The organism is uncultured Methanofollis sp. (assembly GCF_937919355.1).
Lineage (GTDB): Archaea > Halobacteriota > Methanomicrobia > Methanomicrobiales > Methanofollaceae > Methanofollis.
In genome coordinates this window covers 1-13,619 of sequence record NZ_CALFSA010000241.1, presented here as the reverse complement: position 1 = coordinate 13,619, position 13,619 = coordinate 1, and the positions used below count along the sequence as shown (strand labels likewise).

The window sequence follows — 13,619 nt, the reverse complement described above, 5'->3', positions numbered from 1 at the left end:
GATTTTCGAGTGACGAGCGTCAGCGATTCAAGAAGACCATCGGTCTTCACCGAAACCCCCCGGAACAGGCCGCGGTAGTCCCCCTGCCCCTACCGCATCTGCGGGAGGGTGGTCCGGCGGCGGACACTCTGGATAAAGGAGTTCAGGGACCTCTTCCGTTTTTCCAGCACCGCACGGTCGATCTGCTGCCGCGCCAGTTCCTCCTCCAGGATCGCATCGACCTTTGCGATCCAGGCGGCGGTATATTCACCGGCACCTCCCGCCTGGAGGCACCGGACACTCTCGAAGACCGTCTCGAAGAAGCAGAACTTGTCGAAGAAAAGGTCGGAGACCGCCGCCCTGATCCTGTCGCGCATCAGGTAGCGCATCGAGAGGGCGCCGAAGGAGGTCCTGCCGACTGGTTCCCCTTCCTCGTCAAAACCAGCATAGGAGAGAGGCGCAGGCGTGCCGCTTGAAAGCAGGCGGTTCACTGCAAGGAGCGCCTTCCTGTCCGTAGCGAGGTCATGGAGAGAGTAGCGGTCGCGGGGGAGGATGAGAAACTCGTACTGGCAGGGGTCGTCGGTACGCCTGATCAGGGTGCGAAAACGCGGGGGGTTGTCCCCGACCAGGTGGAGATAGGTGCGCCCGGCAATCTCGACTGCAACCGGCAGGGTACCCCGCGTCAAGAAATCGGCGGCCCGAGCGGAGAAGAAGGCCGACCTGACAGGGGCGAGGAGAGTGCAGAGGGTGCAGGAGAGAGAAGAGGGGTCGGGTGCGGCAGGGTAGCGGTACGGCACCGAGAACCAGAGGTCGAGAAAAGGCCGGTGATATGCCGACTCCTCCGCGATCATCTCCCACCTCGCGGGAGAGATAGGATGCGGGGGACATAAACCTTTGGAACCTCGCTGCGAGGGGAGGGACTAACCGGGATCCAGCAACGCAGATGCAACAGAGGAGAAAAAATCAGGTAGATATGGCGGAATGGAACATTTATATGAGGGCAGGACAATCCCGGCACGGTGATGCCATGCAGTGCACCGCGTATGCCCATCTCTCCGACGAAAAAGTGAAGAGACTTCAGGCCTTTGAAAAGGAGTTCGGGACCGTCCTCGTCGCCTACGAGAAGGTGCCGGCGATCGCACGTCTCACCGAGGGCGAGATCGGGGAGATCAGGGAGAAGGAGAAAAAACTCGGGAAGATCCTCATCGCCTACGAGAAGTGATCGTTCCCTCGATGGGGGCAGGAGTGTCAGCCCGAATTCCTGTCGTCTCGGCGTAACGGTCAGGGGAAGGGATAGTGCAGTAACCGGAATTGAGGTATCGCACTCAAACCCTCCAGAAGAGATCGAGTTACAGCACTCACTCCTCACACGGCGGCGCCGTCTTCCCGTCCTTCCCGGGAAAGAGCGGGACCGTGCAGATCATCCGCAGCACACCTGCACCGGTGTTCTTCACCTGGTGTACGAGGTGACCCCGACCGGGCCGAACTCCATCAGACGCAGGGCATACCGGGGGCACCCGTCGTCCGCCGTCAGGAGAAAATGCGCCGCCATCTTCACAAAGCCCGGTCTATCCTGCGGTTCGGCAGGGACAGCAGGTGTGCCCGACGATCATATGACACCATTCCCCTTTCATGAAAGAAGATGATTACCAAAAATGGGGCAGTACACGGGACATTTTCACCCGGCCCGTCGCATTCTGGCCTTCATCATCTGAAGGATCAGGAGGGATTATATTAATGCATTCTGACGCACCCGAGGCGCGGCGGAAAAAATGACGAAGAGAGGTACGCGCTGAAATCACCATTGCCAATTCATCGCCACGTCGGTAAATTCATCCACCCTGTTTTTCTCTCTCCACCCACCTCGCCACGCCGCCGACCACCACTGCAACGAGCACGCTCACCGCACAGAGTCCGAGCAGAGAGGGGACGGACGACCCTACTACCCTCCAGACCTCCCACCAGTCACCACCGGCGAGCATATACCCGAGAGAGACAAGAAGCGGGGCGGCGAAGGCCGCACCCATGCACCACGGCAGGCTCTTTGGGCGGACGAGAAGGAGACCGCCGGCAGTACCCAGTGCGAGCATCAGGACGATGAAGAGGGCGACATTGAGGAGGAACCACGCACCCCCCGAAGTCAGGAGGGCCGCGTACCCCCACGCAACCGCCAGGGCCGCAGCAACGAGGGCGAGGGCCGGGACCCACCTCCTGCCTGTCGCCGCGGCGAGAGCAAGGAAGAGTGAGGCGACCCCGCCGGCAAGAAGCGCACCCTCGGGAAAGATATGGGCCGGCGCCCCCCGGCCGAGGAACAACCACGCAAAGACCAGGAGAGGTGCAAGGAGAAAAACGTATTCTCCTTCTCTAAAACGACCGAGCAGGACCATCAGAGACCAGGCAACGCACGCAACACAGAACATCTCGCCTATCTCGATGAACGCGTCGATCCTGTCCGGGAAGACGGAGGCGACCTCACCGGGCCCATTGACCAGCGGGAAGAAGTTCAGGCCGACAAGGAGAGCAGTCGTGATCGCGGCGACCAGCACCAGATACCACGGCCGCCGCCCGTCCCCGAACCGGGACGCCACCAGCGGCCAGGGCGTGAGCACGGCCATGGCAAGAGGGAGACTCAGGTCGAGAGAAAACGGAACGGTGTACCGGTCCCACACCCCCGCAAGGGTCGCACCCGCTATGAGGACGAGGAGGAGAGGGGGAAGGGCGGCCCGTACCCGGGGCAGGGGAAGACGCTCAAGGAGAAGAAAGATGAGCGTGGTCAGAGCACCGGCGATCGCAGAACCGATGCAGGCGAGCGTCAGCAGGAAGACGAGGAGGAAGACCGCCACCAGAGGATCGAAAGGCTCGTCCGGGACAATAGCCGCAGCCGGAGCGACACAGACGATGAGAGAAAGAAAAACGAGAGCAAAAAGTCTGAACACCTGCATACTCTATCGGGGTTCTATCTCCCGATACGCAAATGAACCTTCCGAAAAGAGACGTCTCAAACCACAATTACGATAAAATACAGGATAAAAACACCGGTCTGCAAAAGTACCCGGATAGATGCGAAAAGGAAAAAAAGATTTAGCCGAAGAGGGCACCGAGGCCGGCCATGCCGGACTCTTCTTCCTCTTCCTTCTTCTCTTCCTTAGCCTCTTCCTCAGCGGGTGCGGCTGCGGCCGGAGCGGCGGCTGCGGCAGGTGCAGCGGCGACGGTGGCGACGGCGGCCTTCGAGATGGCCTCCTCAATGTCAACACCGTCGAGAGCGGCCACGAGGGCCTTCACACGGGCGTCGTCAGCAGCGATACCGGCAGCGGAGAGAACAGCCTTGACGTTCTCTTCGTTGATGTCCTTGCCTGCGTTGTGCAGGAGCAGTGCAGCGTAGATGTATTCCATTTCATTCACCTCAAATTGTTCTGGATTTTATTGTTCGACAATTCCCTTCAGGGCAAGCGATGATCTGTACGCCTTTCCAATGATAGCGTCGATGATCTCCTTCTCGTAGACACCGGCTTCGATGCCGAGGCTCCTCGCGTCGCGGACAGCCTTCGCCAGGATCGCACCGGTCGTCTCCGTCGTCGGGATCGCCGCGTTCACAGACAGGTTGAATGCCTGCTGGGCCGCGAGCGAGATCTTGCCAAGGTAGACAGACTCGTCGATCGCGAGCGTCTCGGGTGCGAAGACCGTGCCATTCTGGAATGCCGCCTTGAGGATAAGGCCAACATCCATCGGCTTGATGTCAAGCTTTGCGAGCACGTCGGCCATCTTTGCGTTGATGACCTCGCCCTTCTTCACGACCGTCTTCGTCTCCCTGATCTTGACCTTGCCGGCCTCGATCATGGCCGGGACACCGGCCTGCTGGAGTTCGCCGACGATCGGACCCGGCTTGAAGCTCGTCGGGCCCTTGGGGACGACGATGTCCTCCGGAGCAGTCTCGCCCGGCTTTGCGGCCATCTTCGTCTTCGTCTGCTCAAGGAGCTTGTAGAGCTTGAAGGGGTTCTCTTTCGTGAAGATGAGAGCACTCTGCCCGGAGATGTGCTCGCCTATCGCGGCGACCTCACCGCCGACCTCTTCCAGAGCGCGAGAGGTCAGGGTGTTCCTGGTCATCTTGATGTAGGCGACCTCACGGAGGTTCTGCCTGATATTCTGGAGCTGGGTCGCCGGGATACCGTACATATCCACAAGCCCGACCACAGGATAGTCGGCAAAGTGCCGCTTGATCTCATCGATCTGGTTCTTCTTCCATGCCGGAAGGTGGTGGGTGTAAAGCGCCATCAGATCAGCCTCACTGCCGGACCCATGGTCGTCTTCACATAGACCGAGCGGATGTTCTGCTGACCCTGCTCGAGCACCGACTCGATCTTCTTCATGACCGCGTCGACGTTGTCGGTGAGTTCCTCAGCGGACATTGCGGTGCTCCCCACAGGTGCGTGGAAGACCTTCTTGTCCTTCGACCGGATCTTCACCGAGGAGCGGAGCCTCTCGATGATCGGGCGGACGTCCGTGCCGGTCGGAATCGGCATCGGCATCCTGCCGCGGGGCCCGAGCCTCGGACCGAGCCAGCGGCCCACAAGACCCATCACACTCGTTTCCGCAAGGAAGAACCGGTAATCGTTTGCGATCTTCCGTGCCTCACGGGGTTCGCCGCCAAGCCGCTCGATCTCCTCGGGGGAGATGACCAGATCGACGTTGACCTCCTTGGCCTGCGTCGTGATCTCGCCTTTACCGAGGACAGCGACCTTTATCGGCGTGCCCATCCCGCGGGGGAGAAGGATAGTCTCATCAATACGGTTTTTCGGCTGCGACATGTCGATATTCTTGAGGTTGATCGTGAGATCAACGCTCTCCGTGAACTTGCGTTCCGGCGCAGTCTCAAGAGCCGTCTGCACAGCCTTCAGTATCTGTTCTCTTTCAACCATTACGTGCCTCCATAGTATACGACCGTCTTCGATCTCCTATGGATGAATCCCGTTTAATTCTCGAGCACGCCGTCGAACTCGCCCGCATCGATCGCTTTCAGCATCTCCTTCGGCTTGCGGCCTTCGACCGTCACACCGAGAGAGACACAGGTCCCGACAACCTCCTTCACCGCCATCTTCAGGCGGTAGGAGAGCATGTCGTCGATCTTCATGCGTGCGATTCTGACAGCGGCCTCGAGCGGCAGATCACCCACGAACTGGGTGGACGGCGTTCCTGACCCCTTCTCGATACCAGCTTCCTTCATGACGAGAGCGGTCGTCGGAGGAATACCCACCGTTACGGTGAAGTTCTTCTTCTCGTCGACTTCGATCGTCACCGGCACTTGCATGCCGTTGAATTCGGCGGTCTTCTTATTGATCTCGTCAATGACCGCCTTCACGTTGATACCGAGGGGACCCAGGGCAGGACCAATAGGCGGACCTGCAGTTGCCTTTCCACCGGGTACCAATACCTCGACCGTTTCTGCCATAGTACAATCACCATGCTTTTCCCAGAAGGGACTTAGCCTGGGTGACTAAGGTTTTCCCGGTGCGCACTTAAAACTATCACAGAAATTTTGAAAAAAGATGAAGAGGATCAGGCTTCGCCCCGGTCAATCACGCGGACATTGTCGCCGCGCACGGTGATCGGGATCGGCACCATAGCCTCGTACAGTTCCACAGTGATCTCTTCCTTAGAGGTGTCGACCCTCTTGACAACGGCCTTCTCGCCCTTGAAGGGCCCGGCGATAAGTTCGACGATCGTACCCTCGTCGATACCGGACACGACCGGTTTCGGGACCAGGTAGTGTCCCATCTCCGCAAGGGACGTCTCGCCGGGTACCACGGCACGGGCACTTGGCACCGCTTCGATCAGTTCGGCGATACGTGCGTGAGGTTCGTCGGCTTCGACAAGAACATAGCCCTTCAGTTCGTCGGGAGCGACCACCGCCTTCACCTTGAAGGAGGGGTCGTGCAGGACCGCACGGTAGATCCCGTCCGCGACGGAGCGTTCCTGTTTCGCCGTTGTCTTGACGGCATATATCCGTGTTACGTTTTCATCGCTCATGGACATCATTGCGGCAGCAGGAGCATCACTTCATAGATCGTAAACCCGATCAGGCCGATGACGAAGACGCCCACTGCCGCAACAAGAGCGATCTTGGTAAACTCATCACGGGACGGCGTCCGCGCCAGTTTCAGGACACGGAGGTATTTCTGGATATACTCTTCATAGAGAGATCCTAGTTTTGCGGTTCCGGCATTGATCTCCATTCATCTCACCTCAGAAAGTCTATATCAAATTCTTTCGCCACGCGGGGAAGAGACTTGCGCTCGCCCCGCCCATAGATCTGGGGGGAGTTCACACCGGTGACGACGAGCATCGTCCGCACCTTGCCCTCCATATCAGGGTCGACCTGGGCGCCCCAGATGATCCGGGCGGTCGGGTCGATCCTGTTGTAGACCTCCTGGACGACACCCTCGGCCTCGGCCATTGTCATGTCTGGACCACCGACGACGTTGACGAGCGCCGCTGTGGCGCCGGAGATGTCCACGTCAAGGAGGGGCGACCGCAGGGCTTTTTTCACCGAATCGGCCGCTTTGTCCTCGGCGTCGGACTCCCCCATGCCGATCATGGCGACGCCGCCGCGTTCCATCACGGTCCGCACATCGGCGAAGTCCAGGTTCACGAGGCCGGGCACGGTGATCAGTTCGGTGATCCCCTTGACCGCCCGCATGAGCACCTCGTCGGCCACCTTGAAAGCGGCATAGAGGGGCAGGCGCGGCACGACTTCGAGGAGACGGTCGTTCGGGACGACGATCACGGTGTCGGCAACGTCGCGCAGGCGCTCAAGACCTGCCTCGGCGTTCTCCATCCTGATCGAGCCCTCGGAGGTGAAGGGGAGGGTCACGATGGCGATCGTCAGGGCGCCCTCTTCATGTGCCGCCTTGGCGACGATCGGGGCGGAACCTGTGCCCGTGCCGCCGCCGAGGCCGGTGGTGATGAAGACCATGTCGGCACCCTCCAGGGACGCCTTGATCTGGTCCTCGTTCTCCAGAGCGGCTTCCTCGCCGATCTGGGGGATGGAACCAGCACCGAGGCCGCGCGTCCGCTGGCGGCCGATGAGGATCCTCTTGTCGGCCTTGGTGCGGATGAGGTGCTGGGCGTCGGTGTTGACCGCGATGAGCCGCGCTCCCACCACGCCTTCTTCAGAGATCCTTGTCATCGTGTTCGAACCACCGCCGCCGCATCCGACGACGACGATCTCGGTCTTGAGGTCCCGCAGGAGTTCCTCAAGCTCGTCGTCCGGCTGGACGGCGGTCTCAAACTCGTCTCGTGCCCGTGATAGTGCCTCTTCAACTATGGACTTCATCGATATACCTCTCCAACCCCGGGATGTGGATGCGTGTCTCACTGCAGGAACTGACCATGGCCGGGGTGATCGTCCCGCCTCCGACCTCGATGGTCTGGCCGCTCGAAAGGCGTCCGAAGAGCGGGCCTTTCGGAACCCCGAGTTTTCGTGCCCTACCGGGGTCGAACCTCGTCTTCATGACGACGAGATCGTCCCCGTCAGTTGCAGTGCTCCACCGATCATCTATGATTTTAATACACAGGGATATTAAATAATGTATTATTTCTTTTCTTTGATTCTCGAAGGTGATGAACGTCGGGAGGATCTCTCCGTGCTCCCCGGCGATCGATGCCGCAGGGAGGAGGGCGAGTGCCTCTCTGAACGCCTTTGGGCCGGCCTTATCGGCCTCCGAGACAAGGGCTCCAGGTATTGTCACAACGACAGGACGGCCCGATCCCGCAAGGGCGCCGGGATGGACGCGGCCGTCCGGCGCGATCTCCTCTGCCGCCGCACGGATAGCAGTGTACGTCTCCCAGGAGAGGTCGCCGATATCGGTGATCTCGCCCTCGGAGAGGACCGGCAGGCCAAGGCCGGCAAGGATCTCCTGCAGGCGGTCGGTGTCGGTTTTTGCGAGCGCTTTTCTGTCAAGGTAGGCGGCGACCGACCCGGTCTGCCGGGCCATGGCGGCGACGAGGTCGCGGTCGAGGGCGGGGACTTCCCGCGAGGGGGCGATGTGACCGAAGGCCCCCTGCGAAGAGAGCGCGATCTCTGTCTGGCGGACGGCGTAATGGGTGCCGCCGAAACCGAGGAGGGGGATCACGTCGCCGGGCACGGCCTCCAGGACGGCTCGGGCGGCGGCATCTGCCGCGGCCGGGTCATTCCACTCGGTCTCGGTGCTCCCGATCTCGACGAAGAGAGAGGGGGTGGAGAGGGTCGTAGGGCCGTGATGGGTCGCCTCGTAACTGGCCCGGTAGCCCGGCGGGGCGTGGCGGGCGAGGCCGCGGAGGACGGCGTGCATCATGGCGGGCGCCGCCGGGGCGAGGGTCCGGGCCTCTCCACCGAAGACGGGGTCACCGTAGTTGCCGGTGACATGGACGGTGAGGGCCGGCGTCGGGTGGGTACTCGAGTGCCGGGAGAGGAAGACGAGGACGTCGGCACCGAGGTCACGGTCTGCCCCTTCGGCATAGATGAGACGCCCTCCGGTCTCGTGGAAGGAGAGGGACGCCGCCCGGCAGAGGGGCCAGTCGTCCCGTTCTGAAAGGAGTTCCCTCGTCCGGCGGGCGAGGTTTCGCCCCGCAGGGTCGAGGGACGAGTGAAGGAAGGCAATATGCATGAAGATGAATTCGCACCAGGGGGCTAAAGTCTTACCCGGCCAACGGCCGAAAACACTATTCTCCTTTGCGGGCAATCATCTCATCATGGACGAAGAACTGATCCAGAAGGCATTCGCCGAGAACGGGGTCACCACCGAGATCAGGTGTGAACAGGCGTTTGCGATCAGCGAGAAGTACGGTATACCAAAGTCGGACATCGCCCGGTACTGCAACCGCCACGACCCGAAGATCAAGATCCGCGCCTGCCAGCTGGGTTGCTTCAGATGAGCCTCTTTCTCGATGTGGTGCCGGTCAGCCGCGCCGTTGAGGTCGTCCGCTCGACTGCCAGGCCTGCCGGCACCGAGGAGGTGCGGCTGGAAGACGCCCTCCACCGGGTGCTTGCCGACGACGTGAGGGCGGGCCACGACCTGCCCGGCTTCGACAGGTCGGTGGTGGACGGGTATGCCGTGAAGGCGTCGGAGACGACCGGCGCCTCGGAGGCGATCCCGGCGATGCTCTCCCTGAAGGGGAGGATCGAGATGGGCCGGGCGCCGCCGGGGACGGTGGGCCCCGGCACATGCTGGTATATCCCGACAGGCGGGGTGCTCCCGGCGGGGGCGGACGCCGTCGCCATGATCGAGTACTCCGAGGCCGTGGAGGACGAGGTGCTCGTCCAGAGGCCGGTCGCACCGGGAGAGAACGTGCTCTCCCGCGACGAGGACTTTGCAACCGGCGCGGTTGTCCTCCCGAAAGGGAGGCGCCTCACGCCGCAGGACCTCGGAGTCCTCGCCTCGGCGGGGGTGGCGACGGTCAGGGTGCTGAAGCTGCCGCGTGTCGGGATCATCTCGACGGGAAACGAGGTGGTGCCGGTGGAGGCCGACCTCGCCGCCGGACAGGTGCGGGACGCCAACGGCTACCTGTGCTCGGGTTTCGTCCGGGAGCACGGCTGCGAACCTGTGCGCTACGGGATCGTGAGAGACGACCCGGCGCTCCTCCGCCCGGTCCTTGAGCGGGCCGTCGCCGAGTGCGACTGCGTCCTCATCTCGGGCGGGAGTTCGAAGGACATGCGTGACATGACCGCACGGGTGATCGGCGAACTCGGGAAGGTGCTCGTCCACGGGGTCGCCATCTCGCCGGGAAAACCGACGATCATCGGGACGATCGGGGGGACGCCGGTGATCGGGTTGCCCGGTCACCCGGGGTCGGCCTATGTTGTCCTTGTGGCGGTGGTCAGTCACCTCTTTGCGGTGCTCTCGGGGGCGCCTGTCCCTGTGCGCCGGGTGCGGGCGCGGCTTGCCGCGAACATCCCCTCGGCAAAGGGGCGGGAGGACTATGTCCGCGTCGGCGTGCAGGACGGCACGGCGACGCCTGTCTTCGGGAAGTCCGGACTCCTGAACACCCTGGTGAAGAGCGACGGCCTGGTCGTCGTCCCTGCAGGAAGGGAGGGGTTCGAGGAGGGCGACGAGGTGGAGGTCCTACTGTGGTGACGAGGTACCTCGACCTCGTCTCCCTCGCACGCGCCCTCGATATAATCAGGGAGAGGTTCGGGGGACGGCGGCCGCGGACAGAGACGGTGCCTCTCGACGAGGCGGCGGGGCGGGTGACCGCAGGACCGATCTATGCCCGCTTCTCCGTGCCGGGCATGCACATCTCGGCAATGGACGGGATCGCCGTCCGGAGCGCAGAGACACACGGAGCTTCGGAGACGAGACCGATCGTCCTCACAGACGCCGTGCGGGTGAACACCGGCAACCTGGTGCCGACCGATTACGACGCGGTCGTCATGATCGAGGACGTCTGGATCGGCGAGGGCACCTGGACGATCAGGAAACCGGCGGCCCCCTGGCAGCATGTGCGGCCTGTCGGCGAGGACATCGGCGAGTCGGAGATGATCCTCCCCTCCCTCCACGCGATCCGGCCACACGAACTCGGCGCCCTCGCCGCCTACGGCGTGACCGAGGTGGAGGTGCTCGCCTTCTCCGCGGGCATTGTCCCGACAGGGAGCGAACTTGTGCCCGCGGGCACGCGGCCCGGACCCGGGCAGGCGGTGGAGAGCAACTCCCTGATGGCGGCGGCGCACCTCAGGTCCCTCGGCGTGGCGGCGAGACGGTACCCGGTCGTGCCCGACGAACCCGACCAGATCAGGGCGGCGATCGAGAGGGGGATCAGGGAGAACGACCTCCTCATCGTCTCCGCGGGTTCGTCCGCGGGGACGCGGGACTTCACCGCCTCTCTCATCGCCGAACGCGGCGAGGTGCTCGTCCACGGCGTCGGGATCAAGCCGGCAAAACCGGTGATCATCGGGGAGATCGAGGGAAAGCCCGTCATCGGGCTGCCGGGCTACCCCCTTGCCGCCTACACGGTCCTGAGGGAGATCGTCACCCCCCTCGTCGGGCAGTACGGTTTCCCGGTCCCTGAACCAGAGACTGTGGACGCCACCCTCACGACGACGCTCCATTCGGACATCGGCACCGACGAGTTCGTCCTCCTCTCCGTGGGGAGGATCGGGGAGAGGTGGGTGGCCGTGCCCCAGTCGCGGGGCGCGGGCGTCCAGATGTCCGCGGTGCGGGCGAACGCCCTGATGACGATCCCGTCATCGAAGGAGGGTGCCGAGGCCGGGGAGACTATCACCGCCCGCCTCCTCGTGCCGCAGCGGCAGGCCGGGGAAGGGGTGCTCATCACCGGCAGCCACGACCCCTGCCTGGACCGTCTCGCCGACCTTGTGAGGCCGGCGGGCGTGGACATCCACTCGACGCACGTCGGGTCGATGGGCGGTCTCGGCGCGGACGGCGAGTACAACCTCCCGTACCTGAGGAAGTACCTCCCCGACGAGGACCTCGTCCTCCTCTGCGTGGCGGAGAGGGAGCAGGGGCTCATCTCGCGGGAAAAGGTCTCCTTCGACGACCTCCCTGTCCTGCGCTACGCAAACCGCCAGAAAGGGTCGGGGACGCGTATCCTCTTCGACCGTATCCTCGGCGAGACGGGGATCGATCCCTCGGGGATACAGGGGTACGAGAGAGAGTTCACCACGCACCTCGGCGTCGCCCTGGCCGTCAGGTCGGGGGAGGCCGACTGCGGCATGGGGGTGTACTCGGCGGCGAAGGCCCTCGACCTCGTCTTCACGCCGGTGGCGACCGAGCGCTACGAACTGGTGATGCATGCCGACGCCCTCGACGACCCGCGGGTGGCGGCGGTCGCGGACGCGGTCTCCTCGGAGACCTTCAAGAAGACCCTTCAGGAGATGGGCGGTTACCGGACGGCCGAGACCGGCGTGCGGCGGAGACTGCCCTGAGCACCGCGTCTTCGGGCGCGGCGCAGGGGACGACCCCGTCGATCGTCCAGGTGCCCACCCCGAAGACCTCTTTTTTCATCTTCAATGCAAGGGCGATCTCGGAGAGGGTGCCGTAACCGCCGCCGACCGCGACGACGGCGTCGGCCGAGGCGACGATGAGAGCGTTCCGCACCTCGCCCATGTTGCTCCTGACGACGACCCCGACGTACGGGTTCTCCCCTTCCGTGCCGGGGATGATCCCGACCGTCGTCCCGCCGTGCGCCTTCGCTCCCCGGCACACCGCTTCCATCACACCCCCAAGGCCGCCGCAGAGGAGGACGGCACCCCCGTCCGCAAGGAGAGCGCCGACCGTCTCCGCCGCGGCGGATTCGGCGGGAGAGGGAGTCCCGGTACCGATGACTGCGATCTGCATGACGAAGAGGTCGGCAGACAGGGAGAAGGATGTGACGGATACATTGAAAAAATACTTTGAGCGGGGGGACCCATCATATCAGATATGATCACGCCCTCCGGGGCGAGTTGAGGGATAGAGGTGAAGGAAGTCACCAGCAGTTATGATGCGAAGGCTGTCGAGGCCTCGGCCAGGGAGTTCTGGCGGGCCAACGACACCTACCATGCGGTAAAGGACCTGCGGCGCTCAGGGAAACAGTTCTTCTTCGTGGACGGCCCGCCGTACACCACCGGCCACATCCACCTGGGCACGGCATGGAACAAGATCCTGAAGGACGCCGTCCTCCGCCACCACAGGATGTGCGGGATGAACGTCATTGAGCGTGCCGGCTACGACATGCACGGCCTGCCCATCGAAGTGCAGGTTGAGCACGAACTCGGCTTCGCCTCCAAGAAGGACATCGAGACCTTCGGGATCGACCGTTTCATCGAGAGCTGCCGGACGTACGCCATCACCAAGATGGGCGAGATGTCAGACCAGTTCAGGGAACTGGGTATCTGGCTCGACTTCGACGAACCCTACCAGACCCTGAAGAAGGAGTACATCGAGGCGGCCTGGTGGACCCTGAAAGAGGCCGAGAAGAACGGGATGCTGGAGAAGGGCTCCCGCGTCGTGAACTGGTGCCCGCGCTGCGAGACCGCGATCGCCGACTCCGAGGTCGAGTATGACGACGCCACAGACCCCTCGATCTACGTGAAGTTCCCGGTGAAAGGGCAAAAAGACGAGTACCTTGTCATCTGGACGACGACACCCTGGACGCTTCCCGCGAACGTCGCCGTCGCCGCCAACCCCGAGATCACCTACGCCCTCGTCCGCGCCCGGAAGGACGGCGCCGAGGAGCACCTCTGGATGGCCGAGGCCCTTGTAAAGGAGGTGCTCAAGAAGGGGCGGTACCAGAGTTTCGACATCATCCGCACCGTGCCCGGCACCGGACTTGCAGGCATGGAATACGAGTCGCCCCTCGCGGAGTTCGTCCCGGTCCAGAAGGAGATCGCGCACCGCGTCGTCCTCGCCGACTATGTCGCCCTGGAGAACACCGGTCTCGTGCACACGGCCCCCGGCCACGGGTGGGACGACTACCTCACCGGGATCAGGGAGAACCTCCCCATCCTCTGCCCTGTCGACGGCACAGGCACGTTCACGAAGAAGGCCGGCGTCTTCGAGGGCCTCTATGTCAAGGACGCAGCGACGAACCAGAAGGTGCTCGACGCCCTCGGCCGCCACCTCCTCCACCAGGGGACGATCACCCACAGGTACGGCCACTGCTGGCGGTGC

16 protein-coding genes are annotated in these 13,619 nt (G+C 63.0%); 5 read left to right on the top strand and 11 right to left on the bottom strand.

Going from position 1 to position 13,619, the window contains the following annotated elements; genetic code table 11:
• Positions 1-89 precede the first annotated feature (89 nt).
• Complete coding sequence (locus tag Q0520_RS11935) at positions 90-830, bottom strand: hypothetical protein (RefSeq protein WP_298670376.1); 741 nt, start codon at positions 828-830, stop codon at positions 90-92.
• Between the two features lie 176 nt (positions 831-1,006).
• Here Q0520_RS11935 and Q0520_RS11930 point away from each other — a divergent pair, with 176 nt between their 5' ends.
• On the top strand, positions 1,007-1,201 hold the full coding sequence (locus tag Q0520_RS11930; protein WP_298670374.1) for a hypothetical protein: 195 nt from the start codon (positions 1,007-1,009) through the stop codon (positions 1,199-1,201).
• A gap of 610 nt (positions 1,202-1,811) precedes the next feature.
• Here the strand turns inward: Q0520_RS11930 and Q0520_RS11925 are convergent.
• The 9 genes from Q0520_RS11925 to Q0520_RS11885 all read right to left on the bottom strand — a co-directional run bounded on the left by Q0520_RS11925 (position 1,812) and on the right by Q0520_RS11885 (position 8,621).
• The gene (locus Q0520_RS11925) at positions 1,812-2,915 is read right to left on the bottom strand and encodes a hypothetical protein (protein ID WP_298670372.1); all 1,104 of its coding nucleotides are present in this window, start codon (positions 2,913-2,915) and stop codon (positions 1,812-1,814) included.
• 145 nt (positions 2,916-3,060) lie between these two features.
• Complete coding sequence (rpl12p, locus tag Q0520_RS11920) at positions 3,061-3,372, bottom strand: 50S ribosomal protein P1 (RefSeq protein ID WP_298670370.1); 312 nt, start codon at positions 3,370-3,372, stop codon at positions 3,061-3,063.
• 27 nt (positions 3,373-3,399) lie between these two features.
• Positions 3,400-4,251 (bottom strand): 50S ribosomal protein L10, encoded by an 852-nt coding sequence (locus Q0520_RS11915; RefSeq protein WP_298670368.1) that lies wholly within the window; start codon positions 4,249-4,251, stop codon positions 3,400-3,402.
• On the bottom strand, positions 4,251-4,895 hold the full coding sequence (locus Q0520_RS11910) for a 50S ribosomal protein L1 (RefSeq protein ID WP_298670366.1): 645 nt from the start codon (positions 4,893-4,895) through the stop codon (positions 4,251-4,253). The genes Q0520_RS11915 and Q0520_RS11910 overlap by 1 nt, the downstream gene beginning before the upstream one ends.
• A 53-nt stretch (positions 4,896-4,948) precedes the next feature.
• Positions 4,949-5,425 (bottom strand): 50S ribosomal protein L11, encoded by a 477-nt coding sequence (locus tag Q0520_RS11905; RefSeq protein WP_298670364.1) that lies wholly within the window; start codon positions 5,423-5,425, stop codon positions 4,949-4,951.
• 107 nt (positions 5,426-5,532) lie between these two features.
• The gene (locus tag Q0520_RS11900) at positions 5,533-6,003 is read right to left on the bottom strand and encodes a transcription elongation factor Spt5 (protein ID WP_298670362.1); all 471 of its coding nucleotides are present in this window, start codon (positions 6,001-6,003) and stop codon (positions 5,533-5,535) included.
• Between the two features lie 5 nt (positions 6,004-6,008).
• Positions 6,009-6,209 (bottom strand): protein translocase SEC61 complex subunit gamma, encoded by a 201-nt coding sequence (locus tag Q0520_RS11895; protein WP_298670360.1) that lies wholly within the window; start codon positions 6,207-6,209, stop codon positions 6,009-6,011.
• A 5-nt stretch (positions 6,210-6,214) separates the two neighbouring features.
• A complete protein-coding gene (gene ftsZ, locus Q0520_RS11890; RefSeq protein ID WP_298670358.1) occupies positions 6,215-7,309 on the bottom strand; it encodes a cell division protein FtsZ in 1,095 nt (364 codons plus the stop codon).
• Positions 7,293-8,621 carry a D-aminoacyl-tRNA deacylase gene (locus tag Q0520_RS11885; RefSeq protein ID WP_298670356.1) on the bottom strand — a complete coding sequence of 443 codons (1,329 nt, stop codon included), beginning with the start codon at positions 8,619-8,621 and terminating at the stop codon, positions 7,293-7,295. Before Q0520_RS11885 ends, ftsZ begins: the two co-directional genes overlap by 17 nt.
• Positions 8,622-8,706: 85 nt before the next feature.
• Between Q0520_RS11885 and Q0520_RS11880 the strand changes: the two genes are divergently transcribed.
• Genes Q0520_RS11880 through Q0520_RS11870 form a run of 3 tightly spaced genes read left to right on the top strand, consistent with a single transcriptional unit; the run spans position 8,707 to position 11,893 of the window.
• Entirely contained in the window at positions 8,707-8,889 is a 183-nt protein-coding gene (locus Q0520_RS11880; RefSeq protein WP_298670354.1) for a hypothetical protein, read from the top strand.
• On the top strand, positions 8,886-10,088 hold the full coding sequence (gene glp, locus Q0520_RS11875; RefSeq protein WP_298670353.1) for a gephyrin-like molybdotransferase Glp: 1,203 nt from the start codon (positions 8,886-8,888) through the stop codon (positions 10,086-10,088). The genes Q0520_RS11880 and glp overlap by 4 nt, the downstream gene beginning before the upstream one ends.
• Complete coding sequence (locus Q0520_RS11870) at positions 10,082-11,893, top strand: molybdopterin biosynthesis protein (protein WP_298670351.1); 1,812 nt, start codon at positions 10,082-10,084, stop codon at positions 11,891-11,893. The genes glp and Q0520_RS11870 overlap by 7 nt, the downstream gene beginning before the upstream one ends.
• Here the strand turns inward: Q0520_RS11870 and Q0520_RS11865 are convergent.
• Positions 11,823-12,305, bottom strand: coding sequence for a TIGR00725 family protein (locus Q0520_RS11865; protein ID WP_298670349.1), 483 nt, complete (start codon positions 12,303-12,305; stop codon positions 11,823-11,825). The genes Q0520_RS11870 and Q0520_RS11865 overlap by 71 nt on opposite strands.
• A 120-nt stretch (positions 12,306-12,425) precedes the next feature.
• Between Q0520_RS11865 and Q0520_RS11860 the strand changes: the two genes are divergently transcribed.
• A partial coding sequence (locus Q0520_RS11860) for a class I tRNA ligase family protein (RefSeq protein WP_298670347.1) occupies positions 12,426-13,619 on the top strand: 1,194 nt, incomplete at its 3' end.